Genomic DNA, 26,478 nt, shown 5'->3' on the forward strand with positions numbered 1-26,478 from the left:
CGCGCAGCGCTCAGAGTTATCCGCCAATCATACATCAAAAAGTTTGCGATGCCATAGCCTAATAATTGCCCCGGCGATGTATTAGACGGACACACTGCCGAGCGCCCTTCGCTGACGCGGGCGCGGTGTCAGGATTACGCTGTCTCCATCGGGCTCGATGAGAACTTCATCGGCGGAGAACCTGAACTGCTTTGGAATCCGAACCGCCTGACTGCGGCCGATCTTGAACACCTTCGCGGTTTCACGCTTTGGCATCGTCTGATATTTACCATATGAGTTCGACTATCGACGAGGCCGCCCGCGGACCAATCAAGCGGAGCATCCGATGGATTTCACCTACACGCCGGAACAGGAAAAATTTCGCGCCGAATTGCGGCGCTGGCTTGAAAAGAACTCCGCCGAAGCCTTCGGGCGCACGGGCGAGGGTCTCGGCGGCTCGACTGCCAGCCTGCTCGACGTTCGCGACGACGGGCGATGGAATCAACTGCTCGACTACCATCGCCGGCTCTACCAGGCCGGCTACGTAGCGCTGCACTGGCCCAAGGAATGGGGCGGAGGCGGCGCGAGCATGATCGATCAGGCCATCTACCAGGACGAAGTCTTGGGGCTCGCGCTGCCGCTGTACGGCGCCAATCAGCTCGCGATCGATCGAATCGGCCCGACCATCATGCATCTGGGCACCGAGCAGCAGAAAAAACGCTACCTGCTCAAGATGCTGACCGGCGAGGAAATCTGGTGCCAGGGTTATTCCGAACCCAACGCGGGCTCCGATCTCGCGGCCCTGCAGACGCGCGCGGTGCTCGACGGCGACACCTTCGTCATCAACGGGCAGAAAGTATGGACCAGTCTGGCGCATCGCGCGGACTGGCAGGTGCTGCTGGTGCGCAGCGACCCCGCGGCGCCCAAGCACAAAGGGATTTCGTACCTGCTGGTCGATATGCATAGCCCCGGGATCACGGTGCGTCCGCTGGTTCAGATCACGGGCGACGCCGGATTCAACGAGGTCTTTTACGACAACGTGCGCGTGCCCAAGGAAAACCTGGTCGGCGAGCTGAACGCGGGATGGCAGGTGTCGATCGCGACGCTCATGTACGAACGAGTTTCCGGCGGCACGCGGCATCCGGTGGAACGCACGATCGGCGAGCTGCTCGAGCTCGCGAAGAAAGTGGATTTCCAGGGCGGCCCCGCGTGGAAGCATCCGTACGTGCGGCAGAAACTCGCGCAGTTCGCGAGCGAGGCGCGATGCCTGCGCCTGTCGCGCTACCGCTCGCTGTCGGCGCAGCTCAAGGGCAAGGTGCCCGGGGTGGAGAGCTCATTCGGCAAACTTTTCGCCACCGAGCTGAACTTGAGAGTCGCGATGTTCGCCGATGAGATGCTTGGCGCGTTCGCCAACGTCGAAGGCGGCAGCCTCGGCGCGGTCGAGGGCGGCCGCTGGATGCATCGGACGCTGGCGGCGCGCGGGCTGACGATCGCGGCGGGCTCGAGCGAGATTCAGCACAACATCATTGGCGAGCGGGTGCTCAAGCTGCCCAAGGGCTGACGCAGGGGTGCGAAACTAAAATCGAAGCACTTGATTTTATGTGAAACCCACCGTGGGTTTCACACTTCCTTGGGCAGGGCTGAGCCCTGCACCGCAGTGAGAAGACGCGAAAATCTGCGCAGCGCATCTTTTCGCGACTACGCAATGGAAGAACCGCGGGCGCGCTTTTTGTATCATCCTGAGCGCAGCGAAGGAACCCAGATCGCTTGTCAGGTGCCCTGGATTGGGGAGGCCCAGCGCGAAAAGACGGTGTCGGAAATCTTTTCCAGCGACGCCGTGAACTCGGCGGCCTGAGCGATCATTGGAGCGGCTGCGATATTCTCGCGGACTAATTCCTTCGCGAACGCATCGGCCATCGCCGCGACTCCGTCGCGCGTCAGCTCGAAATGAAACTGGAAGCCGTACGCCTTGTCGCCGTGACGAAACGCCTGGCACGGGGTTTTCTCCGACGATGCGAGCAAGACCGCACCCGGCGGCAGATCGAAGCTGTCGCCATGCCAATGAAACGGCGTCATCGTCTCGGGCAAATCGCGCATCAGACGATCGTGTTTGGCAAAATCGCTGAGCCGGATCGGATGCCATCCGATTTCCTTGCCGTTGGGGTTGCGATCGACCTTCGCGCCGAGCGCGGCCGCAATAATCTGCGCGCCCAGGCATACGCCGAGCACCGGCAGATTCGATTTCATCGCGTCTTCGACCAGGCGCATCTCGTCGCGCAGCCACGGATGCCGGTCAGTCTGATCGACACCCATCGGACCGCCCATGACGATCAGGCCGCCGGCGCCCTTCATGCTCGCGGGCACTGGCTGGCCGTCGTAAACGCGCACGTATTGCCAGGCGAGCGCGGCGCCTTCGAGCGCGTCGGCTATGGCGCCGAGATTCTCGACTGGGTGATGCTGCAAAACATAAATCTTCGCCATCGAATGAATCTCCGACGCGATCGAAACAATCGCTAGAGCATAGTGCCACGGCGGACGCGGCCGAGATGCGCATAGGCGCGCTGGGTCGCGACGCGGCCGCGCGAAGTGCGCGCCAGGAATCCCTCCTGCAGCAGGTAGGGCTCGTAAACTTCCTCGATGGTGTCGGATTCCTCGCCGACCGCGGCGGCAAGACTCTCGACGCCAACCGGTCCGCCGTCGAACTTGTCGATTATCGCGCCGAGAATCGCGCGGTCCATCTTGTCGAAGCCGGCGGTGTCGATTTCGAGCAGGTCGAGCGCGGCCAGCGCGATTTCGCGGGTCACGACCGGCGCCTCGTTGACCTGCGCGAAGTCGCGCACGCGGCGCAGCAGGCGGTTGGCGATGCGGGGTGTGCCGCGCGAGCGCGAGGCTATTTCGGTGGCTCCATTGTCGTCGATCGCCATCTTCAGCAAGTCGGCGGAGCGGCGCACTATCTCGCCCAGTTCAGCGTGATCGTAAAAGTCGAGGTGAAAATGCTGGCCGAATCTGTCGCGCAACGGCGAACTCAGCAAGCCCGATCGGGTGGTCGCGCCCACCAGAGTGAATGGATTGACCGAGAGCTTCATCGTGTGCGCGCCCATCCCCTCGCCGACCATCATATGAAAGTCGAAATCCTCCATCGCCGAGTACAGCCGCTCCTCGACCGGTTTTTGCAGGCGGTGGATTTCATCGATGAAAAGCACGTCGCCCTTTTCGAGATTGGTGAGGATCCCCGCCAGATCAGCCTGGCGTTCGAGCGCGGGCCCCGAGGTGACGCGGACGTTCACGACCATCTCGCGCGCGATGATGTGCGCGAGCGAGGTCTTGCCCAGTCCGGGCGGCCCCGACAGCAGAACGTGGTCCATGGCCTCGTCGCGTCCGCGCGCCGCCTTGATCGACATCCCCAGGATTTTTTTGGTGCGCTCCTGTCCGACGAACTCAGAGAGCTCGCGCGGGCGCAGCGCCAAGTCGAGCTTGCGATCCTCGTCGATGGCCGGGCGCGGCGCGGCACGGCCATCGGTTGGAGGCGGCGCGCTCTTTTCCGCGCCGGCATCTTCGCGAGGCTTATTTTTCGCCAAACAGCACCGCCAGCGATTTGCGAATCAAAACTTCCAGATTGTCCGCCGCGCCGGCGTCCGCGGCGAGCACCGCGTCAACCGTGCGTTTGGCTTCAACCGGCTTCATGCCGAGGTTCACCAGCACTGAAACTGCTTCATCGGCCGCGCCGGCCGGTCTTCCGTTTCCATCCGGCGCGGGCCGGATATAGCCGTCGGGCGCGCTGGTTGACGGCGCCGCCATCTTCAAGGCGGCGACTTTGTCGCGCAGTTCGCGCACGACCCGCTCCGCGACCTTGGGACCGACGCCGGGCACCGCGTCGATTCTGTCCACGTCGCCCTTGCCGATTGCGGCGACCAGTTCTTCGGGCGCAAGGACCGACAGGATCGCCAGGGCGAGTTTCGGGCCGACGTGCTGCACGCTCATCAGCAGGTCGAAGGCGCGTTTCTCGGTGGCGCTGGAGAATCCGTAAAGCGTGAGCGCATCCTCGCGCACGACCTGGCGTATCTCGAGCGCGACCCGGTCGCCGAGTTGCGGCAATCGGTAGTAGGTGCTCAGCGGAATCAGCACTTCGTAGCCGACGCCGCCGGTCTCGACGACGATCCGGCCCGCATCGCGAACCGCCAGCGCGCCCGTCAGCGACGCGATCATTGCGGCGCCATCCGGGGCCTGCTTCGGCGCGGCGCGGGCGGGCGAATGCGCTCGATCGCCTCGACCAGGTTGGGGACGCGTCCGCGGCCAAGATGGCAAAGCGCCAGCGCGAGCGCGTCGGCGGCGTCGTCGGCGAGATCGATCGACGGGTCGAGATTCAGCGTCTTGCGCACCATGTATTTGACCTGCGCCTTGTCGGCGTGTCCGTGACCGGCGACGCAGAGCTTAACCTCGTTGGGCGGATATTCGAACATGGCGAGGCCGCGCTCCGCCGCCGCGAGCATCGCCATCGCGCGCGCCTCGCCGAGGCGAAACGCGCTTTGCACATTGGCAGCGACGAAATGACGCTCGAGGCTCAGCGCCTGGGGAGAGAACTCGTCGATGATGGCGAGAAGATTTTCGTGGATGCGGCGCAAGCGCCCGGGTCCCGGTGCGAGCGACGCGCATCGGATCGTACCGGCGGTGACGAAGCGTGCGCCGGGACCTTCGACGACGCCGTAACCGCATACCGCACTCCCGGGATCCACCCCGAGTATCCGCATACCCCCACCTCCGCAGCAGAACCCGCGCGCCGCTAGGCCGCCGAGAACTGCGCCATCTCTTGGTCGCTGATGTCGAAGTTCGCGGCGACGTTCTGCACGTCATCGTGATCCTCGAGTTCTTCCATCAGCTTGAGCACCTGCTCGGCCGCATGGCCGGAAACCGCGACCGTATTTTCGGGAATCCGTGTTTGTTCCGAATGCGCGATCGCAAGCCCGGCCTTTTCCAGCGCGTCGCGCACGGCGTTCAATTTGTCGGGCGAAGTGAGGACCTGGAAGGTATCGCCGTCGCTGGTCACGTCGTCGGCGCCGGCGTCGAGCGCGAGTTCGAGCAGCTTGTCCTCGTCGATGGCGGATTTTTCGATTCCGATCAGGCCGCGCTTCTTGAACATCCAGCCGACGCATCCCGCCTCGCCCAGGTTGCCGGCGCGCCGGGAGAAGATGAAGCGCAACTCGGCGACGGTGCGATTGCGATTGTCCGAGAGCACGTCAACCATTATCGCGACGCCGCCGGGGCCGTAGCCTTCGTAGGTGATTTCCTCGAGCGACGCGCCGGCGATTTCGCCGGTGCCCTTCTTGATCGCGCGATCGATGTTGTCGTTGGGCATCGATTGCTTCTTGGCCAGCGTCACGGCGGTGCGCAAGCGCGGATTGGAATTAAGGTCGCCGCCGCCGAGTCGCGCCGCGATCGTGATTTCCTTGATCAGCTTGGTGAAGGCGCGGCCGCGCTTGGAATCGGTAATCGCCTTCTTATGCTTGATCGAACTCCATTTCGAATGACCCGACATGACAAATACCCTCGAGCGGGGCCGCCTTGGCGGGCGGGTCCCGGCGAAGCCGAGATTATCATAAAGATTCGTCCAAGGGGGAATGGCGCGGAGGCGATAGCGCCGCCACCGGCGAGTGTGGAAAACTTGGACGCACTAGAGCCCGCTTCTGTTATCATGCTGGGGCGAGCGAGCCGATGAATGGGGCAAGGTTTGGGGTGAGAGTTTCGATTTTGGGCGCGATTGCGGCGCTGTTTGCTGCCGGATGCTTCTATCCGCCGGTTACACAGCCGCCGCCGGACGAACAGCAGGAAGTGGTGATCCCGCTGCCGTACGATCTCGCGTGGGATGCGGTCAACGCGGTCATCAGCCAAAACGCGTTCCACGTGCAGGCGCAGGACATGACCAACGGGATCATCGAGGCGGTCGGTCCGCGCTTCACGCTGCACGACGCCGATTGCGGAAAGATAAAGAGCCTGGTCGGCACTTACACGGCCGAGCCGGAGGCGAACTCGTCGTCGGTGTACAACTTCCTGGTGCGGCCACGGGGTCCGGAAGCGAGCATCGTCAAGGTGCGCGCCACGTTCAATTCGTCGGTCAAGGTCCCGTTGCATCAGGCCACCGACGTAGATTGCGTATCGCATGGAATCCAGGAATCGGATCTGCTCCGCGAGGTATTGGTCGCGGCGAAGAAGACCCATCGCCCGGAGTTCGCCAAGCCAAACGCGCCGCCGCAACCGGCTGCGTCACAAGCCCGGGCCAGATCGTCAGCGCCGGAGACGGTGCGGAGTCAACCGAGGCCCCCGTCCTCGATCGATAAAGCCGCCGCGCAACCCAATGTGCCAGCGTCGATGCGGGGGTTTTCGCTCGGCGGGATGAATCCAGTTCTGCCTGCGCCTCCGCCGAATTGAGCCCAAGCTTCGCGCGGGCGTGACATTTTCGAGCGACCCCGGAGTGTTCGACGGGAGAACTTGATTGAATGTGAAACCCGCGGTGGGTTTCACACTTCCTTCGGCAGGGGTGACCCCTGCACCCGACGGTAAGAGAGGATGCGGGCTTTGCCCTGTTAGAAGGGTAAGGGGGAGGAGAGACGGCAGATCGCGGGCGTTGTTTTTTTCGTGTCCTCTTTTGTGTCATCCCGGCCGGAGTCGGCGCGCACGATTGATTCCCGCGCAAAACTAGCGCTGGTTGCGCTAGGTGCGGGGGCGGTCGGGGATGAGCGCATCGGCGGGCACGATCTCGGAGTCCGGCGCGCCGGGGATTCTCCAATACAGGTGCAGGTAGGAGCCGCCGGCCATATTTCGCTCGCCCACCTCAATCCGATGCGGCCCCTCGGTAAGCTGGATACGGCCGGCGTCGTGACCCTTGTTTACCAAGCCGGGATCGTGAATCACCTGCATGCCGTCCACCGTGACCCATCCCGAATCGTCAACCTCGATCATAAACTCGTAGTCGCCGGTCTTGGGCGCGATCAGCTCGCCTCGCCAGATGTCGCACGACGGAAACGGCATCGCGCCCATCTGGGCAATGTCATCGAAGTCCAGTTGCCGATCGACGCGCACAATGTGCGGCGCGGTCTGGCCGCATTGCTCGCCGACGTAGTACCTGCCCAGTAATCCGTGGCGGCCGCTATCCAGGAACCCCTGCATGACCCGCTGATTCATCGAGAGCAGGAACACGGCCGCGATGCCCACCGCCGCGGCGATTTGCGTCAGGCGGCGCGACGCGCCAATTCCCCATAGCCCCAGCGACTGCGACAGATCGAACGAGCCGAAGATCCAAAACGCGGCCAGCGGCCAGAGCTGAAACGGGGCGGACAGTCCGATGAGTTTGCCGAGGTTGAAGGCGACGGAGTCGCCGACGACCATGCCGCCGCCGAAGAATGCGTCGCGGTTGGTGGCGAAGTCGCCGCGCATGAATTGCTGAAGCGCGAAGTCGCGCACCGGATTGTCGTATTCGTAGGGAAAGTGCGGATTGGTCGCCGTCGCCATCAGCATGATCACGGCCGACAGCGCGCCGATCGCGCCGAGCAGGTAGTCGCAGGCGGCGGGGAGAAAAGCGAGCGCGAGGACCATGAAGGGAACCGAGGCGACGATTTGCCGCGGGCCGGTCGCGGTGCCGCCTCCCCACGATATGATCGATTGGCCGTACGAGGCGTTGAACAGGAACAGCACCACGAACGAATAAACCGTGACGATGAATTCGGCGCGCCATCGCTTCAGCCGCGCGAAGTAGCCGACGCCGACAATCGACAGCAACAGCACCGGGTTGCAGAAAAACAATCCGCGCTGCGGATCGACCAGCACGTTCCAGAGAATGCGGAGCTTCGGATAGGTCAGGCCGACGAATCCGACCGCTTGCTCGGGGAATTGATGATTTTCGGCGGGCGCGAGCTTGAACGCCTGGTAACTGAAGAAGAACGGATTTCCGAAGGCGCCCCAGTTGAAAGCGAGCATGATCGCGACGGTGATCGCGGCGCCGGCGGAGAACGCCGCCAGATATTTCCAATCGGACAGTTTGAACAGGGCGTAGATTCCGATCGCCGCGGCGACCAGGAAGACCGGGTAATCGTTGAGCACCGCCCATCCCGCCAGAAAGCCGGCCGCAATCGCGCGCGCGCGCGACGGGCGGGAATAGAAAGTCGCCAGCAGATAGAACGCGGTGAAGACGCATGCAGCGGCGACGGGTTCGCCGGTGAGCTCGGTCGCGTACGGAAATGCGATCGTCGCAAGGCCGAGAATCAGCGCGACGCCGGCCGCGCGGCCCTCCGACGCGCCGATGAATCGCGCAAAGCGAAACATGACGACGCACAGCGCCGAGATCAGCAGCCCGGTGGTAAACACGGTGGTCAGGTAAGTGACAAAGGCCCAGTACAGCGGCTCGTGAGCCGCGCTCAGAGGCAGCAGCGCGATTCGGAAAACCAGCCACGGAATCAATGCGGTGTAGGAAGTGCCGGGCGCCTTAACCGAATAAATATGGCCGTGGAAGGTGATGATGTCGGCGGTGTTGAAGCCGCAAAAATCGTTAATCCACAGGACGCCTTTCTCGACCATCGAGCGCATCAGGTCGAAGCGGCAGGCGACGCTCTGGTCGGCGCCCTGATAGAAGTAGGCGTAGGTGATGAAGGGGATCAGGAAGACCGCAGTCTCGATTTGCCGGATGCGATCCTCCGGAGCGATCGCGCCAGGCGAGTTCGCGGCGGCCCACTTCATCGCTTGTTCGAGCGCCCGGACATGGCGGCGCGAAATGAGTTGAAGATGCGAAAGTCGTCGTCGCCGAATATGCGCCAACCCGCCCATGCGAGCGCCGCCAGCGCCACCAACGTGAACACCAGCGAGATTGGCGAGCCGATCGGCGCCGGAGCCCCCTGTTGCCGAATCGCCAGCAAGTCGTAAGTGGGAGTCGCGCTGGGGGGAGGCGCGTCAATCCGGACCAGCGACGCATTTCTGAAGAACGCCTTGCCGGTGTTGAGGCTGCCGAAGCCGCCGACGCGCAGCGCTACCTCGATGTCCGCGCCGTGTCCGCCGACCTTGAGGTACAGCGTCACGCGCTGCCAGTCGGTGGTGCCGTGGATGTCGGGCGACATGATGCCGTCTTCCATGACTGAAATCGACGCGCCGCTTTGCTTGGCGCCGACATTTTCGGTGCGGAGATCGACGCTGAGCTGATACCATCCCGGTTGCACCGTCAGCGACTGCATCCAGCGCCCGTCGTTAGCCTGAAGGTTATCGACCTCCAGCTCGCAGGGCTTGTCGGGGTACGAATGCCAATGGGCCTGGAACGCGTCGGGTTTGTTGATCCAGGCCTCGGTGCGCCACAAATCGGGCTGATCCTCGGAGCCCTTGGCGAAGTCGCCGTTGATCAGCAGGTTTCTCTGATCGGCGGCAACCGCGCGGCGCGGTGCGGATAGGGCGGCGGCAAGCGTGGCGCCAAGAAAAACTGCGCAGAGCAAAATCGCGCGGCGGCCTCGATACGAATGCAGGTAAGCGATCATATCCAACTGCGCAGCCCCGGCCCTTGCAGCCACATCCGCGCGTAGTATCCGCTGCGGCTGATCGGCATGCCGACCCAAATCGGAAAGTAGTACACGAACAGAATCAGCGCGGCGATCAGGAACACGCCGGCAACGTATCGGCCCGCGCACCGAGTCTGCAGCAGGAAAAAGCCGTACGCGACGAATACGGCGATGAAAGTGATCCATCCCCATGTCGGCGGCATCCCGAGGAAAAACACCGGCGTCATCGTCAGCAGCAGCGCGAGATGCTCCCACGGCTCGGCGCGCTCCTTGAAACATTCGGCGAGCAAAATCGCCAGCGCGAGGTATCCGAAGTAAACCGACGCCATGTAGTGGTAGAGGAAGAGCGTGCGGCCGATCCAGGCCCAGATCAAGAGATAGCTGAGATAGCCGATGACGAGGAAGGAGCGGGTCAGGTTGGGGCGCTCGAGCGCCTGCACGGCGGTGATCGTGATCGCAGTCAGCGCACCCCACCATAGGAGAGGATTTCCTCCGCCCCAGACGGTTTGCACGTCACCGGTCTTGGGGAAGTTCTGCCAGTACGCGATCGGGCGCAGCATCAGCGGCCAGCTCCACCACGGCGACGCGTACGGATGGGTGGCGGAGGCGACGCTATTCTCGTACCAGACGATGTCGCTGTAGTACTTGAACAGATCCGCGATGCCGCCCCACCAGCCGAGCCAGTAATGCGGGAAGAACACCGCCAGGTATGCAATCGCGGCGACCGATCCAACGAGCGCGACTGCGCCAACGCTCATCGGTTCGAGGAGGCTCGCCAGCGAGGGCATCCGCAACGCGCCGGGCGCCGATGACGAGCGGCTGCGCCAGAAAATCTCGGCAACGCGGATTGCCAACACTGCGAAAACAATCAGCAGAATGTGCGCGAAGCTTTCGCCGAACAGAAACATCACCAAGCCCAGGACAATGCAGATCAGCGCGGCGAAGACTAACCCGGTCGGATCGAAGAGGTCGATTGCGAGCGGCGTCGGCGGCGGGTTTTTGCTCGCCTTGGATCCGACCGGCGCGGCAACCGGCGCGGCCTTGGGACGCTCCTTGGCGAGCACATAGAGAATAAATCCCGTCACCAGCAGGAAGGTTATCGCCGGGATGTAGAATTTGCTTGCCAGGCACAGGCCCAGCGCCAGACCAATCCACGGCAGGATGCGCCGGCGCGCGCGCGGATCGGGCGTTTGCGCGAATCTGAAAAAGAGCAGGTACGCCAGTGCCGCAAAGGTGAGATAGACGATGTCGATGACGGCGTAGTGCGAGTCAACCAGATACATCCCGTCGCAAACGATGATCGCGCCCGCGATGGCGCCGACCAGCCGCGAGCCCGACATCCGGCGCCCGAGCAGGTAGGTGATGCCCACGATTGCCGTGCCCAGCGTCGCGTTGCCGACCCGCCAACTCCACGGATGATCGCCAAAAATGAGGATGCCTGCGGCGATTATGAGCTTGGCCAGCGGCGGATGAGGATCGAGGAAGGACTCGCCGTGCAAATAATGGCGTCCCTGCGCGACGAAATGGACCTCATCGAAAACGATCTCGGCGGGATGCCCAAGGTGCCAGAAGCGCGTAATTGCGGCGACGATCAACAGCGCCGAGATGATGATCGTATCGGCCGCGATCCACGGGGGCGCGGCGGCCGGTTCTTCAACGTAATCCTCGACCTGCCGGGGCATGGCGAATCTGCCGAAGAACGCAGCGATGGCATCGGTCGCACCGCTTGCGCCTTGCAGCCGCGTTGCTCCGTAGTAAACGGCCATCGCAAGCGCGACCACGTTGAGCGCCGAGGTCGTCATCGCGAGCCCATCGCGCGCGTCGAGAAACACCACGGTGTTAAGCGTGTGCAGGACGTAGGCCAAATTGATCAAGCCGGTGAGCGAGACAATTACGAAGACTGCAAGCATCTCGGGCGCTTCCAGAGCCAACGGCACCGCAAGCACGACCGCGGGGTAGAGGTACCGCTCGTGCATCCTGGGCGCAACCATGAAGAATCCAAAAATCGCGATGAACGAGGCGAACAGCAGGCGCGTGGGCGTGCGGCCGCGCCACAAGATCCACGCGATGAATCCGTAGAGCGGCACCAGCAGGCTCATCCCGAGCACAAAGTAAGATACTCCCGCAAAAGTCCCCGAATCCGACTGGCGAAGCCCGCCGATCAGCGCCATCAGGTTGAATGCGTTGACTGAAGTCTCGTGGTAGTAGGCCGCGGTGGAAGTGTAGAGCTTGATAATCCAGTTCCAGTCATGGCCGATTTGGAACGGCGCGATGCCGATGATCGCGACCGCAATCAGCGCGACTCCCGACCTGATCCAGGTCGCGAAGTCGGCCTCGAGCAGCGTCCAGACGCCGAGCACCGGAAGCATCATCAATCCCTGCGGCTTGACCAGCACCGCGATCGCGGCGAGTCCCCATGCGATCTCGTATTGCCGGCCGAGAATCGCCGCGATGCTGAGCAGCATGACGAACGTCATCACCGAATCGCTTTGACCCCAGACGACGGTGTCGAACAGCAGCGGCGGATTCAGCGCGACCATCAGCATCGCGATCAAAGCCATCGCGGGCCGGCTGCCACGGCGCACGAACGCATACATCACAAGCGCGAGCGCGAAGTCGGCGACGATCGCGGGACTCTCGATTATGACTCGGTAAAAATCTCCCGACGCGCCCACCGCATGCCCAATGATCCCCACGAACCACAGCGCGTACAGATAGCCGGGCGGATAGTCGAGGAAGAATCCCGCTTGATAGGTATGCGCGGGACCGAAGGTCGCGATTTGGCCCGCCCACGCCTGGTAATCGCCAACGTCGGGGCCGAAGCCGGGAAAGAACGGCATCACCGCGAGCTTCACGGCGGCCAAGGCGCCGAGCACGAGCAGCGCGGCGGTAAGCCCGGAGTCGCGATCGCCGATAAGGGGGCGGAGGTAGTCGATCAGCGCGTAGGCGACCAGCGCGATCAGAATCGCGCCGGCAATGAATCCCGGCAATTTTCCGCTGGACGCTTGGGGAGCCGATGCCGCCGCGATCGAAAATACCGACAACGCGGCAGCGGCCCACCGCAAAAATGGCGCCCGCGCAATCCACCGCCGCGGCCTGTCGTCCGCAGCCTTCAACGCTCGATCATCCTGCTGTTGCCCATATCGCGCGCCGCTAAGATAGCGGTTATTGGGGCCGCGATGAACAGCCCCGGGCGTCAGGCCCGGCCGGGCAACGGGCATCCAGCGCGGGCGCAAGTTGGCTGGCGACGCCGTTGGAGCCCAGTCTATGATGCGAGACTGCCGCGAAGGAGAACGCATCGATGCGACTGATTCATACCGTCTATGAGCCCGCCGGCGAAGGACCTCATCCGACGCTAATCGCGATGCACGGGTTCGGCGCCAATGCGCTCGATCTGCTGGGACTCGCGCCGTATATCGCCGACGGCCGCTTCATGGTGATTTGTCCGCAGGGTCCGATGGAAGTGCCGATCGGTCCCACCCGCGGCTACGCATGGTTTCCGATTCGGATGGGAGCTTCGCCCGACCGCGGCGCGATCGACGACGCGAACAAAATGGTGACCGGGTTTCTCAACGCCGCGCTGCAGAAGTATCCGGTCGATCGGAAAAAACTGGTGGTGCTGGGATTCAGCCAGGGCGGGATGATGGCGTATCGGCTCGCGCTCAGAAATCCCTCGAAGTTCGCGGCGCTGGTGGCGCTCTCCACGTACTTTCCGCCCGACTTGAAGGATGAGGTCAGCGATCCCGCCGCTCTCGAAGCGATCCCGACGCTCGTTCAGCATGGCCGCGCCGACGAGATGATCGAGATCGCGCGCGGGCGGGCGTCGGTGGAATCGCTGCGCGCGCTGAAGGTGCCGCTGACTTATCGCGAGTACGATTGCGGTCACGAGATAACGGCCGAGGGCCTGAACGATCTGTCAAACTTTCTCACCGAGAAGGTGCTCGAACCGATCGTCACGGCGTAGCGCCATGAGCGATGACACCAGTTCAGCGCAAGCGTTTGCAAAACTGCTCGCGGTCGTTACCGAACTGCGCGCTCGATGCCCGTGGGATCGCGAACAGAAACTCGCCGACACACCGCGGCACTTGATCGAGGAAGCGTACGAAGTGGCCGACGCGATCGCCCGCGGCAACTTTCCCGACGTCGCCGAGGAACTCGGCGACCTCGCGGTGCAAAGCCTGTTCGCCGGCGTGATTCTTGCCGAACAGTCAAAGTTGGATATCGCCACCGGCCTGCAAAACGCCGCGGAAAAACTTATTCGGCGGCATCCGCACATTTACGGCGGCACCCGCGCCGATACGATCGAGCAAGTGCTTGAAAATTGGGATCAGATCAAACAGCAGGAACGCGAGCGCAAGGAGCCCAACAGCGCGAAGAGTCTCGCGCACGTCGGCCGCGGGCTGCCGGCCACGATGCGCGCGGAGAAACTCGGCGAAAAGGCGCGCGCCGCCGGCATGGATTGGGGCAATATTCGCGAGGTGCTGGCGAAGGCTCGCGAAGAAATTGATGAGATCGAGCATGCGCTCGATCGCGCCGACACCGCCGGCGCCGCCGAGGAGATCGGCGACCTGATGCTCGCGGTCGCCAACGCGCCCCGCTTCATCGGGATGGATGCCGAACAGACGCTGCGCGCCGCCTGCGACAAGTTCGTCGCGCGATTCGACGAAGTCGCGGCAATCGCCGCATCGCGCGGCCTCGATCTCAAAGCGATGACACCGTCCGAAATCGACGCTCTGTGGAACGAGGCAAAAGCCGCGGTGCGCCCCATCGGCCCGGCAGCGAAGCAATGAACTGAACCGGTGTATTGCTCCGGCGCTCGCGCGCTGTTAGAAATGACTGGTTATGCCTCATATTCCAGTTCATCCATCGGCCGAGAAGCGCCATCGGCAAAGCCTCAAGCGCGCCGAGCGCAACCGCGTCGTCAGGACACGTGCCCGCACGTTGGCCAAGACGGCGGCGGAAACCATCGCGTCGAGCAGCGACGAAGCCAAGGCGCGCGAAGCGCTCAAGCAGGCCACCAAGGTTCTGTACAGGGCGATCAGCAGCGGCACGATGCATCGCAACACGGTGCGGCGCAAAGTTGCACGGTTGTCCGCCAGCCTGCATCGGAAGTTCGGCAAAAAAGCGTAAGCCGTCGGCTCGGGGCGACGGTTTCTAGTCGGGCGTGCTCATCAGATCGAGGATCAATCCGGCGAGCGCTTGTTCGCGCTCCTTGATCCTACCGTTCTTGAATCCCGCGTCCAAAGCGCACGCGCGCCAGTAAGCGCGTTCGAGGCGCGCCAAGCCGAAGCGCCGCGCCCCTTCGATTGCGCGGGTCGCAAGGCCGCTTTGCGGCGGCAACCCCAGCGCCGCGGCGACGTCGCCGACGCTCCTTCGCGCCGCGATCATCGAGGCCGCGATCATCATTCGGCGCATCATCGGTATGATCTCGACCGCGAGGATTTCGAAAACGTCGCGACCGAGCGCCGTCGCGCGGCCCAATTGCGCCAGCGCCGCCGAGCCCCGGCCGCGCGCGAGGCTCTCGGCGAGTTCGAATGCTTCCGGCATCCGCCTTGAGCCCTCGTCCAAGTCGCCCGGCTGCACCGCCGCGCCCGGCTCGATGAAGATTGTGAGCTTGCCAAGCGCACCGGCGACGGCGGCCAAATCTCCGCCGTGACGTGAAATAAGCATATCGATTGCGGCAGGCGACAGTTTTAATCCGAGCGGCTGCGCGAATGCGTTCAGGTACTGCTCGATCTGATGGTCGAACGGACGCATGCAATTTACGAGCAACGCCGACTTTTCGGCGGCGCGGCGAATCTTCGCGGGCGCGTTGTCTTTTTCGTAGAGCAGAATCAGGTTGCCCGGGCCGCGCGCGGCCTCGATGGCCGCCACCAGCGCCGCCTCCGAGCCGCCGCTTCCCGACCCGTGCGCGTCGCCGGCTTCAGCGTTCGCGCCGCCGGTCTCCGCCCGGTCCCGGCGCGATCGCAGGATGCGGCATGCGATCGCGCGCTTGGGTGCGAACAAATCGGAGGCGCGAAGCTCGTTGAGCACGGCGCCGTAATCGTCGCCCGCGCCGATCTGAAAGCTGCGATGCTGGCATCCCTCGCCCACCAGCTTGCCAACGATTGAATCGAGAACGTATTCGCGCAGGAATGCGTGCGGACCGAAGATCACCACCACCGGCGGGATTCGCGGTTGCGCGGCTGCTGCTCGAAGGTACGCCAGCGCGGTTTCAAGCGGCATGCGGTAGCATCCCGGCGCGCGGCGCCCGGCTAGAAGCCCTCGGCCATCTCGCTGTACAGGCTTTTCGCCAATTTCTGCATCATCAGGTCGCGCCCCACCGCAATTTGCGATTGCGCAATCTGGATATCGGTCATCTGCGCGATATTGTCGCCGCTCAGGTTCTGCTGCAAAAAAGATGGCGTCGTGGCCACGACGTTGGTCGCCACGATTGGAGCAGGTTGGCTGTTGCCGATGCTGCCCGTGCTCCAGATAGCTTTTTTCGTGTGCAGGTCTTTGAGCACCGCCGAGACTACCAGACTATTGCCGTAAGTCGTCGGCTCGTACGCCGTGTTGAAGTTTGAGGGCGCCTGAGTAGAGAGCCTGACCATGCCCGACAGTTGGAGGTCGGCGGCGTCCGGGCTATCCACGACCTTGAGCCTGCGATGCATCGCGATTTCATCTTTAATGTAACGCATCAACTCGTCGTTGATTCCGGTCAAGCGGGTGGCATTGCCGAATCGCGCGACGTAAATCGTCTGGGCGCCCTGCGGCAGTGCATCGCCGGAAGCCGCGAAGTGATAGCCGCATCCCGAAATACAGAGGGCTGCGACGATCACGAAGCCGAGCGGCCTACTCGGCCTTGGATGGCGCAGTTTCCTCACCCTTCTGCTTAAGCCCCAAGCGTCCGGCGATTTCGTCGAGCACACCGTTGACGAAGTGCCCCGACTCGATATCGCCGTAACATTTCGCCAGTTCGATCGCTTCGTCGATGGTAACGCGCGCCGGAATGTCCTCGATCCTGAGCAATTCGTAGAGCGCGATTCGCATGATGTTGTGATCGACGCGCGACAAGCGTTTGACCGACCAATGTTCCAGCGCGTCCGCCAGATGCTTGTCGAGCGCCGGTTGCTCGCGGCGCACTCCCTCCATCAACTGGACGGCAAACTTGCGCGCGCTCTCCTCGGCCGGAAAACTTTCGAACAGCGCGGTCAGATCGTCGCTGCTGGCGCCGCCGCAGATGTCTATCCGGTACAGCGCCTTGAGCGCGAGCTCGCGCCCCTGATGTCTTAGTCCCATGGCAATTCAACAGCCGCAGGCGGCTTACTCGCTCAAGTGCCCAGCTTCAGCTCGGAGAACAGATGGCCGAGCTTTTCTTTTTTGGTTTTCAGGTACCCGATGTTTCCGGCATGAGGCGTGACCTCGATCGGCACGCGTGAAACGCTCACCCCGTAACGGCGCAGGCTTTCTATCTTGTGCGGATTGTTGGTCAGCAACTGGACCTCGCCGACGCCGAGATCGCGCAGAATTTGCGCGCCGATTCCATAATCGCGCAAGTCCTCGTCGAAGCCGAGATGCAAGTTCGCTTCGACGGTATCCATCCCCTGGTCTTGCAGCGCGTAGGCGCGAATCTTGTTCCCGAGCCCGATTCCGCGGCCCTCCTGGTGGAGATAAATCACCACGCCGCAGTCCGCCGCCATGATTCGCTCGAGCGCCTCCTGCAGCTGCTCACCGCAGTCGCATCGCGCCGACGCGAACACGTCGCCCGTGAGACACTCCGAGTGGAGCCGCACCAGCGCGGGGCGTCCGCCGCCGACCTGGCCCTTGATCAGCGCCAGATGCTCGCGGCCATCGACGACGTTGCGGAAGATGACGGCCTGCAGCACGCCGCCCGCGACGGGAAACGGCTGTTCGGAAACGCGCTGGACCAGGACTTCATTCGTCAGGCGATACGAAACGAGTTCCTTGACGTAACAGATGGGGATGGAATGCCGCGCGGCGAACTCGCGCAGTTCCTTGAGCCGCGCGGCCTCGCCGTCCTCGCGCAGTATCGTGCATAGCGCGGCGACCGGGCTTACCCGCGCCGATCGCATCAGATCCACCGCGCCTTCGGCGCGCCCGATCCGCACCATCACGCCCCCGCTCAACGCCATCAGCGGTAAAATGTGGCCGGGCATGACGAAATCGTCGCGGCGGGATTCGCCGAACGCGGCCACCGAGATCACCCGCGCGCGATCGCTGGCCGAAATGCCGGTGGTGGCGCCTTCTCGCGCGTCGATCAGCACGCCGGCCTGCTCGTTGGAATCGCCGTTGTCGGTCGAAGGCTGGAGCGGAATTCCAAGCTCGCGGAAACGCTTGTCGGGAATCGCGACGGAGATCACGCCGCGGGCCTCGCGCGCCATGAAATTGATGTCGTCGGGCGTGATTTTCTCAGCCGCCATCACGAGGTCGCCTTCCGCGTCCTCGCGCTCCTCCGCAATCATCACGACCATCTTTCCGTCGCGCAACGTGGAGAAAATTTCTTCTAAAGAAGTCGATGCCATCTGATTCAATTCAACGATCGCGATATTATCACCGGCTTGACGGCCTAACCAGTGCGCCCTGCCGGGCCAACGCGACCGCGCCCATTTCCCGCGCGGACGCGGGCTTCCAGCAGCCAGTCGTCGCCTACAGGGCGCGCCGAGAGACGGCCAAGCTGGAGCGCGTCGCGCACGCGGCGCGACTTCATCGCGTCGATCGCGGGAAGACCCGCACCCAGGATTTTCGGCGCGACGAAGAATGCCACTCGATCGACGATACCCGCGCTTAACGCCGAGCCGGCCAGATTTGCGCCCCCTTCGATCAACACGCGGCACCATCCGCGCCGCCCGAACTCGCGCATCAACCGACCCAGCTCGATCTTGGCGCCGCGCGCCGTGGCGGCAATCACTTCGACGCCGGGCCGCTCATATCTTCGGCGGGCGCGGGCGAGATTCTTGAGGGTGGTGACCAGGATGGCGGGCGCGCTCGATCGCTCCCGATATACCCGCGCCGCCGGCGCCGTGCGAAGGCGCGCATCGATAACGACGCGAACCGGATCGCGGCCACCCGCGATTCTGCACGTCAGGCGTGGATTGTCTGCGATCACGGTCCCCGCGCCGACCATCACGGCGTCGCATTCGCGGCGCCATCGATGCACCATTTCACGTGACGCCGGCGAGCTGATCCATCGCGAATCGCCGCTGGCAGCCGCAATCCGGCCGTCCATCGACATCGCGAGCTTGAGTATTCCCAGCGGCCGCCCATGGGTCAGCCGGGTGATGAACCCTTCGTTCAGAGCTTGCGCTTCGGCTTCGAGCACTCCGGCCGCAACCTCGATCTTCGCGCGCTTGAGAATTGCGATTCCGCGCCCTCTGACGCGCGGATCGGGATCCACGCATCCGATAACGACGCGCTTGACGCCCGCAGCGGCCAGCGCGTTGGCGCATGGCGGCGTCTTTCCGAAATGCGCGCACGGCTCGAACGATACGTACGCAGTCGCGCCGCGAGCGAGCGCGCCCGCATCCGCCAGCGCCTGCGTTTCGCCGTGCGGACGCCCTCCCCGGCCGGTGACGCCGCGGCCGACGACTTTATCGCCGCGCACGATTACGCATCCTACCGTCGGATTTGGAGTGGTCAGGCCCAGCCGGTCGCGCGCGAGCGCGAGCGCCTCGCGCATGAAGCGTTGGTCCCGATTCGCGGCCTTATCGAGAAGGCGCCGCCCGACAGATGCCCGCATGCGCGAATCAGGAGGCGGTGTCGCCTTTCTTGTCACCGGCGGCGCGCGGTGCGGTCGCTTGCTTGCGTTGATTGATCAGGTCTTCGAGCTCGTGCATGAACTCGTCGATGTCTTTGAACGAGCGATATACCGACGCGAAGCGGACGTAGGCGACCTGATCGATCTTGTGCAGCTCGTTCATCACCGCCGATCCGATCGCACTGCTTGCGACCTCGCGATCGCCCTGCTCGGCCATCGTGGCCTCGATGCTGTTGGCGATCTGCTCGATCGTTTCCATCGAGACCGGCCGCTTTTCGCAGGCGCGCTTGAGGCCGGCCGTAATCTTGGCGCGGTCGAATGGCTCGCGGCGGCCGTCCTTCTTGACGACCATCGGGGCCGCTTCTTCGACCCGCTCGTAGGTGGTGAAACGCCGCTTGCATGCCGAGCACATGCGACGGCGCCGAATCATCATGCCGTCGCTCGACAGCCTCGAATCGACGACCCGGTTCCCACGATTGCGGCAGAACGGACACCGCATGGCCTAGCTCCGGGCCCGGCCGGCGCGGCGCCGCGGACCAGGCGATTTATCACGAGCAAGTTTTGAGTCGCGCGGCTTCAGCTCTTGTGAGCCTCGATATAGGTGACGACGTCCTTGACAGTGCGGATCTTCTCGGCGTCCTCGTCGGAGATTTCGATGTTAAACTCCTCTTCCAGCGCCATTACCAGCTCGACGATATCGAGCGAATCCGCGCCGAGATCCTCGATAAACGAGGCCTCCGGAGTTACTTCGTCGGCGGCCACGCCCAGCTGCTCGCTTATCTTCTCGCGAACCTTGGTTTCGATGTCTTGAGCCATCGTGCTCTCGTTCCTCCTAGCAGCGAGCCGTAATCAGGCCGCCAATCAATATTCTAATATTATCCCCGTGCCGCGAAGACCAGAGGTAACGGCCAGGGGATCGCGATCAAATTATCAGGGCAGCATAAGGACTAAAAGCGGCAGACGCAAGGCGGCGCTCAGGCCTTGGCGGCAGTAGCGTCCGATTCATCTACCCCGCGCTGTTCACTTGCGACGCGTACTTGTTCGTTTCAGAGTTTTACGGCCACCACCTCTTCGATTTCGTTCTTTCATGATTCACGCTCCGTTCTTGATTCGCTTGTCTCGCATCTCGATCAAATGCTTTGCGAGGCGCTCAAAATATAAGAAATATGTCGGGTCGTCCTCTGCGCCGCGAACCGAACCTATCGCCTCGCGTATATGCTCATCTTCCCACGCATCGATAATTGAGTCACCCAGGATCTCATCAACCAGTTCCACATCTACCAGGTTACGATGAAAATACAGCCCAATTTCTTCAAAGAACCCAAGATAGTCATCGATCTCATCGTCGGTTAGAGGCTCTTTCTTGACACTGATTTGCCGGAGGTTCTCGTCTTCGCTGAATTCCCGCCTGAATCGTTCGAAGCTTTGAATTTGAAACCTGAGCAGTTCTCTCTTCGTCGCCAGACGATGGCCGAGAAATTGCGCCGCTATCGCCGTCGCGGCACCCACAATCGCACCAACAAGACCACTCAGTAGGATCGGGTCCATGCGTCAGAGGAACCCTACTCCATTGGGCATTCTTTCAAAACTGCCCACTACATCAGGCCTTGGCGGCAGTACCCGGCTGCGACACGGTTTTCAACGATGCGAGATCCTCGAGCGGGCGCACCCGAATCGTCCGATACATACGGCGCATCATGCCCATCAGCACGCGGCCGCAGCCGAATTCGATCGCATCGGTGACGCCGCAGCGGGCGACGACGCCCATCGATTCCTCCCATCTTACCGGTGCGGTTATCTGTTCGAGCAGCAGCTCCGCGACGCGGGCGGGGTCGCGATTCACTTCAGCGGTGACATTCGCGATCACGCCAAACTTGAACTCCCCGACCCGCAGTGCGCGCAACACCGGTTCCATCCCGTCACGCGCCGGCTGCATCAGCCGGCAATGAAAGGGCGCGCTGACCTTCAATTCTACCGACATCGAGGCGCCCCGCTCCTTCGCAATCTCGAGCGCCCGGCGCACCGGCGCCGCATGCCCGGCGATCACGACCTGGCCAGGCGCGTTGAGGTTCGCGGGCACGGCGAACTTGCCGTCGCCGCTGACCTCCGCGCAGATTTCATCCACCTGTTGCAGCTCGAGGCCGATGAGCGCTGCCATCGCGCCCTGTCCCGGCGGCACTGCTTCCTGCATCAGGCGCCCACGCTCGCGCACTGCTCGGACCGCGTCGGCAAACCCAATCGCTCCGGCCGCCACCAGCGCGCTGTATTCGCCAAGACTGTGGCCCGCCGCGATTTCGGGTTCGCCGCCGACTTCCTTGCGATAGACGCGCAGCGCCGCGATCGACGCCGTCACGATGGCGGGTTGCGTGTTGGCGGTCAGCCGCAGTTCATCCTCCGGGCCTTCGAAGCAGAGCCTGGAAAGCGCAAACCCAAGCGCGTCGTCGGCTTCCTTGAACGTCTCGCGCGCGACCGGGAAGCCGTCTGCGAGTTCCTTGCCCATTCCAACCCGCTGCGATCCCTGTCCCGGAAAGAGAAACGCCAGTTTCATCTAATCCCGGCGCCTCACGAATCGCTCTTCGGACGATCTGCTGAAGGCGCGCCCGCATCCGATTCGTCCCGCGGGTGCAACTCGCCTGATTTGTGCGTCTTGTCGGCGCCGGCCGCCGCGCCGTTCACCAGCGTTGATGGTGCGCCACCGTCGGCGGATTCGCCCCGCGCTTCATCCTTATGGGAGTCGCTGTCAAGCGACCGGGAGTGTGTAGATTCGTAGTCGGCGCGGTCAAATTTGGCCGCCTCGGCATGATGATCCTCGCCGTGCTCCGAGGAGGGCTCGCGCACCGCGCCCGCATCGCGATCCGGCGCAGGATGCGAGTCGTCGCGCTTGACCGCCTCGGCTTCCTTGTCGCGGCGATGCAAGCGCTCGCGCATTTTGCCGAACAATGCCCTGATTCCCTTGCCGGCTGCCGGCTTGGCCGGCCCAGCGGGTTGAATCTTGGCAAGAATTTCCAGAATTTCGGCGTTCACCCGATGCACCAGATGATCATTCGCCGCAGCTCGAATTGCGTTGCGAATTGCCCTGGGGTTCGACGAGCCGTGCGCGATGATCGACACGCCGTTGACGCCCAACAGCGGTGCACCGCCGTATTCCGACGGATCGATCCGCTCGCGCATCGCGGTGAGATTTTTCCTCACCAGCAGATACGCCAGCCGCGCGCGCCAGTTCGCGCCAAACGCCTCGCGCAGGCTGCCGAGCAGGAACGACGCGAATCCTTCCATCGTCTTGAGCGCGACGTTGCCCGTGAATCCGTCGGTGACGACGATGTCAACCTTCGCCCGGTTGATGTCGCGCCCTTCGACGTACCCGACGTAGTGCACGTAGGTTGACATCTGCTCGAGCATCGCGGCCGCGGCGCGCGTGATATCAGTACCCTTCGAACTCTCCTCGCCATTGGAGAGAATCCCGACGCGCGGACGCGAGACGTTACGCGTGTAGCGCCAATACACGCTTCCCATCACGGCGAATTGAACAAGGTTAATCGGCTTCACGTCGGTATTTGCGCCCGCGTCGATCAGCAAGCCGAATCCTTCGCTGGTCGGCACCAGTGAGGCGATCGCGGGCCGATCGACGTGAGTAAGGTTGCCCAGGATCATCATCGACGCCGTCATCACGGCGCCCGAATTCCCGGCGCTGACAAACGCGCTGGCGTCGCCGCGCTTGACCAGATCGAGTCCGACGTGAATCGACGACCGCGGTTTGGACAGCACCGATTCCAGCGGCAAATCGTCCATCAGGACGGCTTCGGGCGCGTGTTCGATTCGGATTGGCAGGTTGGCGGCTTCGTGGTCGGCGAGCTCGCGGGCAAGGATCTCGCCGTCGCCCACCAGCACGACCTCGATGCCGAAGTCGCGGGCGGCCAGCACGGCGCCCTCAACGGTCGCCTTGGGAGCGAGATCACCCCCCATCGCGTCGAGCGCGATTTTCACGGTCGTGCCCCGCCGCGCCTATTCCTTTATCTCGGCGAGCTGGCGGCCGCGGTAGGAGCCGCAATGGCGGCAGATGCGATGCGGCATCACGGGCTCGCCGCACGACGCGCAGGAGCCGGGGTTGACGGCGCGGAGCGCATCATGGGCGCGGCGCATGTTCTTTTTCGAGTGCGAAGTACGGCGTTTGGGTGCTTGCATGACGGGTTACTTCCTAAATGTTGAGGTTGAGCTTATCAGGTGCGCGGCAGTTTAAGCGACCTTAGCGCGTCCAGGCGCGGATCGGCGATTTCCACCCGGCATCCGCAGGTGGTGCGATTCAGATTCACGCCGCAATGCGGACACAGACCGCGGCAATCCTCCCGGCACAGCGGACGGGTTGGCAATGCGAGCAGCACTTGCTCGCGAATCAGCGGGCTTAAGTCCACCTCGTCGCCCTCATATAGCGAGAATTCCAGATCCTCCGCACGAAGATTGTCGTCGTCGTATCCGATCGACTTGGGTGACAGCACGAAGCGAAACGGGCGATCGCCCGCCGCGTCGAAATCCTCGAGGCATCGCGCGCATACGGCCCCGGTCCGGGTCTTCAGCATGCCCGTGAAGAACAGCTCCAACCCCGCGCGATAGAAGGACACCGACACTTCGACCGGTCCTTCCAGGTGATATTCGCGGATCGGTCCCTCCCCCAGGATACGGTTGATTTCCTGCTCCGGCTCGGCGAACGCCATCTCTTTGGCATCCGCCGTTATGTCGTCGATTCGGATTTTCACCGCTCACGTGACGCCTTGGACGGGATAGTGGAAAGGGAATTATTGCATTTCGAGCGCGATGTTCAAATAGTGGGTTGGCGCAGCCGCGGCTTTCCCTGTAGCGTCGGGAAAATTTCATCCTTGAAGGTAGATTAGCGATGGCAACCGAGCGCTTCACTTTCCCCGCCAATTTCCTGTGGGGTACTGCCACTGCCGCCCATCAGGTCGAAGGCGGCAACATCAACAGCGATTTCTGGGTGCTCGAGCACGTCCCCGGGTCTCCGTTCGTCGAGCCGTCGGGCGACACTTGCGACCAGTACCATCGCTACGCCGACGACATTGCGATGCTGGCGCGGCTGGGCTTCAACGCCTACCGCTTTTCGCTTGAATGGGCCCGCATCGAGCCCGAGCCGGGCGAGTTCTCGCGCGCCGCGCTGGACCATTACCGCCGCGTGCTCGCCTGCTGCCACGAGCACAAGATCACACCGGTCGTGACCTTTCATCATTTCACTTCGCCGCGATGGGTTGCCGCCGACGGCGGGTGGGAAGAGAAAAAAACCGCCGAGCGATTCGCCCGATATTGCGAGCGCGCGGCCGCGCACCTCGGCGACCTGATTGGCGTTGCGTGCACAATCAACGAGGCCAACCTCGGCGCCTACCAGTATCTGCTCGGCGCGCTGCCGCTGAAACTCGACCCGGCGCAGCTGACATGGTTTGCCGAGGCGGCGCGGCGCATCGGCGCCGATCCGAGTCGCTTCGCGCCGTACCTGATGTGCGATCAGATGAAGGCGCGCGACACGATGCTCGAGGCGCATCGGCTGGCCGCCGCGGCGCTCAAATCGTCGCGCGGCAAATTTCCGGTGGGAATTTGCCTCGCGCTGGGCGACCTCCAGGCCGTCCCCGGTGGCGAACAGCGCCGCGACCACATCAAGGCGCAATGCCAGGACATCTTCTTCGAGGCCGCGCGCGGCGACGACTTCGTCGGCGTGCAGACCTACACCCGCGATCGCATCGGCGCCGACGGCACCCTGCCCCCGGAGGCCGGCGTCGAGACGACGCTGATGGGCTACGAGTTCTGGCCCGAAGCGCTCGAAGCCAACATCCGCCAGGCAGCCGCAGTCGCCAGAGTTCCGGTGATCGTCACCGAGAACGGCATCGGCACGGACAAGGACGATCGCCGCATCGAGTATGTGCGGCGCGCACTGAACGGTGTTGCGCGATGCGTGCGCGACGGAATCGACGTTCGCGGCTACTGCTACTGGTCGCTGCTGGACAATTTCGAGTGGAACTTGGGCTATCGGCCGACCTTCGGACTCGTCGCCGTCGATCGTGAGACTCAAGCGCGCTCGCTCAAGCCCAGCGCGCAATGGCTCGGCGATATCGCCCGCGCCGGCGCGATCGACGCGCAACTACACTAGCCGCGCGGCGCAGTCCGCACTCCGATCTTCGGGCAATCCGCGGCCACCGCGCAGGCCTCGCAATGCGGCTTGCGCGCCATACATACCTGGCGCCCGTGCAGAATCAGGCGCATCGAAAACAGCGTCCAATCGCCGGCCGGCAGAATTTTCTGCATGTCGATTTCAATCTTTGCGGGATCGGTATGCCTGGTGAATCCCAGCCGATAGGTCAGCCGCCGCACGTGCGTATCCACGACGAAACCCGGCTTGCCGTGAACATGGCCGAGAATCACATTCGCGGTCTTGCGCCCGACTCCGGGGATTTGGACCAGCGCTTCCATCTCGGAGGGAACCTCGCCGCCGTAGTCCTCGACGATCTTCCGCGCGGCTCCGATCAGCAATCTCGTTTTCTGGCGAAAGAATCCCGTCTTGAGGATTAACTCTTCTACGTGCCGGCGGTCCGCCGCCGCCATCGCATGGGCGTCGGGATACTCGCGGAAAAGTCCGGGCGTCACGCGATTGACGCCCACGTCGGTGGATTGCGCCGAAAGAATCGTCGCCGCCAGGCATTGCCAGGGCGTTGCGAAGTCCAGCGTGATGCGCGCCTCGGGATACAGTTGGGCAAGCGCGCGCGCGACTATCCCCGCGCGTTTTTTCAAATTTGCGATTGATTCGCGCGCCGCCATGATTGCTCACGCGATGGCGCGCCGGCTCTGCTGCTCATGCGTGAAGCTTAGGACTTCTGCGTCCTCGCGCGCGCGATCCCATCCCAGCTCAGCCGCCATGATTCGCGCGACGGCAGCCGCCGCCGCTTCCGCCTCGACCGGAGAACGCCACGACAACGAGGTGCGCCGAATCAGAAAATCGCCGACCGATTGCGCCATCTCGCTGCCAACGGCGTGGACCACCTCCGCTCCTAAAGCGGGACAGCCGCGCGACAGCGGTTCGGCCAGTTCGGGCCGCCTGGCTGCAATTCGCGCGACCATCGGCGCGCGCGTCCCGTAACGCGCTTTGAGGATTTCAGCCGCCGCAGGCGGGATGCTTCGCATCGCCGCGCCGGCGCCCGGCTCATCGCCCGCGCCCAGCGG

28 protein-coding genes and 1 pseudogene are annotated in these 26,478 nt (G+C 63.3%); 6 read left to right on the forward strand and 23 right to left on the reverse strand.

Annotated elements, in window-relative coordinates:
• Positions 1–81 precede the first annotated feature (81 nt).
• On the reverse strand, positions 82–255 hold the full coding sequence (locus tag VIO10_RS16220; RefSeq protein ID WP_414645323.1) for an antitoxin: 174 nt from the start codon (positions 253–255) through the stop codon (positions 82–84).
• Between the two features lie 70 nt (positions 256–325).
• On the opposite strand from VIO10_RS16220, the gene VIO10_RS08795 reads away from it, so the two are divergent.
• Positions 326–1,540 carry an acyl-CoA dehydrogenase family protein gene (locus VIO10_RS08795; protein WP_331962464.1) on the forward strand — a complete coding sequence of 405 codons (1,215 nt, stop codon included), beginning with the start codon at positions 326–328 and terminating at the stop codon, positions 1,538–1,540.
• A 209-nt stretch (positions 1,541–1,749) separates the two neighbouring features.
• Here the strand turns inward: VIO10_RS08795 and VIO10_RS08800 are convergent, their stop codons facing one another.
• The 5 genes from VIO10_RS08800 to VIO10_RS08820 form a co-directional block, all read right to left on the reverse strand.
• Complete coding sequence (locus VIO10_RS08800) at positions 1,750–2,460, reverse strand: type 1 glutamine amidotransferase (RefSeq protein ID WP_331962467.1); 711 nt, start codon at positions 2,458–2,460, stop codon at positions 1,750–1,752.
• A gap of 32 nt (positions 2,461–2,492) precedes the next feature.
• Positions 2,493–3,470: a Holliday junction branch migration DNA helicase RuvB gene (ruvB, locus tag VIO10_RS08805; RefSeq protein ID WP_349259237.1), complete on the reverse strand. Its 978-nt coding sequence runs from the start codon at positions 3,468–3,470 to the stop codon at positions 2,493–2,495.
• Between the two features lie 73 nt (positions 3,471–3,543).
• Positions 3,544–4,185, reverse strand: a complete 642-nt coding sequence (gene ruvA / locus VIO10_RS08810) for a Holliday junction branch migration protein RuvA (protein ID WP_331962473.1) — start codon at positions 4,183–4,185, stop codon at positions 3,544–3,546.
• Positions 4,182–4,727 (reverse strand): crossover junction endodeoxyribonuclease RuvC, encoded by a 546-nt coding sequence (gene ruvC, locus VIO10_RS08815; RefSeq protein WP_331962476.1) that lies wholly within the window; start codon positions 4,725–4,727, stop codon positions 4,182–4,184. The genes ruvA and ruvC overlap by 4 nt, the downstream gene beginning before the upstream one ends.
• A gap of 32 nt (positions 4,728–4,759) precedes the next feature.
• Positions 4,760–5,512: a YebC/PmpR family DNA-binding transcriptional regulator gene (locus tag VIO10_RS08820; RefSeq protein ID WP_331962479.1), complete on the reverse strand. Its 753-nt coding sequence runs from the start codon at positions 5,510–5,512 to the stop codon at positions 4,760–4,762.
• A 197-nt stretch (positions 5,513–5,709) separates the two neighbouring features.
• Here VIO10_RS08820 and VIO10_RS08825 point away from each other — a divergent pair, with 197 nt between their 5' ends.
• On the forward strand, positions 5,710–6,402 hold the full coding sequence (locus tag VIO10_RS08825; protein WP_331962482.1) for a hypothetical protein: 693 nt from the start codon (positions 5,710–5,712) through the stop codon (positions 6,400–6,402).
• A 282-nt stretch (positions 6,403–6,684) separates the two neighbouring features.
• Here the strand turns inward: VIO10_RS08825 and VIO10_RS08830 are convergent, their stop codons facing one another.
• Genes VIO10_RS08830 through VIO10_RS08840 form a run of 3 tightly spaced genes read right to left on the reverse strand, consistent with a single transcriptional unit; the run spans position 6,685 to position 12,571 of the window.
• Positions 6,685–8,703: a PA14 domain-containing protein gene (locus VIO10_RS08830; protein WP_331962485.1), complete on the reverse strand. Its 2,019-nt coding sequence runs from the start codon at positions 8,701–8,703 to the stop codon at positions 6,685–6,687.
• Entirely contained in the window at positions 8,700–9,491 is a 792-nt protein-coding gene (locus VIO10_RS08835) for a hypothetical protein (RefSeq protein ID WP_331962488.1), read from the reverse strand. Before VIO10_RS08835 ends, VIO10_RS08830 begins: the two co-directional genes overlap by 4 nt.
• On the reverse strand, positions 9,482–12,571 hold the full coding sequence (locus VIO10_RS08840; protein ID WP_331962491.1) for a phospholipid carrier-dependent glycosyltransferase: 3,090 nt from the start codon (positions 12,569–12,571) through the stop codon (positions 9,482–9,484). Before VIO10_RS08840 ends, VIO10_RS08835 begins: the two co-directional genes overlap by 10 nt.
• Before the next feature lie 236 nt (positions 12,572–12,807).
• Here VIO10_RS08840 and VIO10_RS08845 point away from each other — a divergent pair, with 236 nt between their 5' ends.
• Genes VIO10_RS08845 through rpsT form a run of 3 tightly spaced genes read left to right on the forward strand, consistent with a single transcriptional unit; the run spans position 12,808 to position 14,636 of the window.
• Complete coding sequence (locus tag VIO10_RS08845; protein WP_331962494.1) at positions 12,808–13,470, forward strand: alpha/beta hydrolase; 663 nt, start codon at positions 12,808–12,810, stop codon at positions 13,468–13,470.
• A 4-nt stretch (positions 13,471–13,474) separates the two neighbouring features.
• The gene (mazG, locus tag VIO10_RS08850) at positions 13,475–14,296 is read left to right on the forward strand and encodes a nucleoside triphosphate pyrophosphohydrolase (protein WP_331962497.1); all 822 of its coding nucleotides are present in this window, start codon (positions 13,475–13,477) and stop codon (positions 14,294–14,296) included.
• A 52-nt stretch (positions 14,297–14,348) separates the two neighbouring features.
• Positions 14,349–14,636 (forward strand): 30S ribosomal protein S20, encoded by a 288-nt coding sequence (rpsT, locus tag VIO10_RS08855; RefSeq protein WP_331962500.1) that lies wholly within the window; start codon positions 14,349–14,351, stop codon positions 14,634–14,636.
• Positions 14,637–14,660: 24 nt separating this feature from the next.
• On the opposite strand, the gene holA is transcribed toward rpsT, so the two are convergent.
• From holA to VIO10_RS08915, 12 genes and pseudogenes are all read right to left on the reverse strand, one after another.
• Positions 14,661–15,731, reverse strand: coding sequence for a DNA polymerase III subunit delta (gene holA / locus VIO10_RS08860; RefSeq protein ID WP_331962503.1), 1,071 nt, complete (start codon positions 15,729–15,731; stop codon positions 14,661–14,663).
• 29 nt (positions 15,732–15,760) lie between these two features.
• Entirely contained in the window at positions 15,761–16,327 is a 567-nt protein-coding gene (gene lptE, locus VIO10_RS08865) for an LPS assembly lipoprotein LptE (RefSeq protein WP_331962506.1), read from the reverse strand.
• 13 nt (positions 16,328–16,340) lie between these two features.
• The gene (gene nusB, locus VIO10_RS08870; RefSeq protein WP_331962509.1) at positions 16,341–16,787 is read right to left on the reverse strand and encodes a transcription antitermination factor NusB; all 447 of its coding nucleotides are present in this window, start codon (positions 16,785–16,787) and stop codon (positions 16,341–16,343) included.
• A gap of 32 nt (positions 16,788–16,819) precedes the next feature.
• The gene (gene ribA, locus VIO10_RS08875) at positions 16,820–18,031 is read right to left on the reverse strand and encodes a GTP cyclohydrolase II (protein ID WP_331962512.1); all 1,212 of its coding nucleotides are present in this window, start codon (positions 18,029–18,031) and stop codon (positions 16,820–16,822) included.
• A gap of 44 nt (positions 18,032–18,075) precedes the next feature.
• A complete protein-coding gene (gene ribD / locus VIO10_RS08880) occupies positions 18,076–19,245 on the reverse strand; it encodes a bifunctional diaminohydroxyphosphoribosylaminopyrimidine deaminase/5-amino-6-(5-phosphoribosylamino)uracil reductase RibD (RefSeq protein WP_331962515.1) in 1,170 nt (389 codons plus the stop codon).
• A gap of 7 nt (positions 19,246–19,252) precedes the next feature.
• Entirely contained in the window at positions 19,253–19,762 is a 510-nt protein-coding gene (gene nrdR / locus VIO10_RS08885) for a transcriptional regulator NrdR (RefSeq protein ID WP_331962518.1), read from the reverse strand.
• 77 nt (positions 19,763–19,839) lie between these two features.
• Positions 19,840–20,079, reverse strand: coding sequence for an acyl carrier protein (gene acpP, locus VIO10_RS08890; RefSeq protein WP_324094984.1), 240 nt, complete (start codon positions 20,077–20,079; stop codon positions 19,840–19,842).
• Between the two features lie 276 nt (positions 20,080–20,355).
• Positions 20,356–20,811, reverse strand: coding sequence for a DUF4760 domain-containing protein (locus tag VIO10_RS08895; protein ID WP_331962523.1), 456 nt, complete (start codon positions 20,809–20,811; stop codon positions 20,356–20,358).
• 52 nt (positions 20,812–20,863) lie between these two features.
• Entirely contained in the window at positions 20,864–21,811 is a 948-nt protein-coding gene (fabD, locus tag VIO10_RS08900; RefSeq protein ID WP_331962526.1) for an ACP S-malonyltransferase, read from the reverse strand.
• A 428-nt stretch (positions 21,812–22,239) separates the two neighbouring features.
• Positions 22,240–23,247, reverse strand: a pseudogene (plsX, locus tag VIO10_RS08905) (phosphate acyltransferase PlsX); the annotation flags it as partial.
• An 18-nt stretch (positions 23,248–23,265) separates the two neighbouring features.
• On the reverse strand, positions 23,266–23,445 hold the full coding sequence (rpmF, locus tag VIO10_RS08910; protein ID WP_331962532.1) for a 50S ribosomal protein L32: 180 nt from the start codon (positions 23,443–23,445) through the stop codon (positions 23,266–23,268).
• 35 nt (positions 23,446–23,480) lie between these two features.
• On the reverse strand, positions 23,481–24,014 hold the full coding sequence (locus VIO10_RS08915; protein WP_331962535.1) for a DUF177 domain-containing protein: 534 nt from the start codon (positions 24,012–24,014) through the stop codon (positions 23,481–23,483).
• A gap of 137 nt (positions 24,015–24,151) precedes the next feature.
• Between VIO10_RS08915 and VIO10_RS08920 the strand changes: the two genes are divergently transcribed.
• Positions 24,152–25,411, forward strand: coding sequence for a glycoside hydrolase family 1 protein (locus tag VIO10_RS08920; protein ID WP_331962538.1), 1,260 nt, complete (start codon positions 24,152–24,154; stop codon positions 25,409–25,411).
• Here VIO10_RS08920 and nth read toward each other — a convergent pair.
• Positions 25,408–26,076, reverse strand: coding sequence for an endonuclease III (gene nth, locus VIO10_RS08925; RefSeq protein WP_331962541.1), 669 nt, complete (start codon positions 26,074–26,076; stop codon positions 25,408–25,410). The two genes, VIO10_RS08920 and nth, sit on opposite strands and share 4 nt — an antisense overlap.
• A gap of 6 nt (positions 26,077–26,082) precedes the next feature.
• The coding region (locus VIO10_RS08930) for a glycerol-3-phosphate dehydrogenase C-terminal domain-containing protein (RefSeq protein WP_331962544.1) at positions 26,083–26,478 on the reverse strand (396 nt) is incomplete at its 5' end.

The organism is Candidatus Binatus sp., from assembly GCF_036567905.1.
Classification (GTDB): Bacteria; Desulfobacterota; Binatia; order Binatales; family Binataceae; genus Binatus.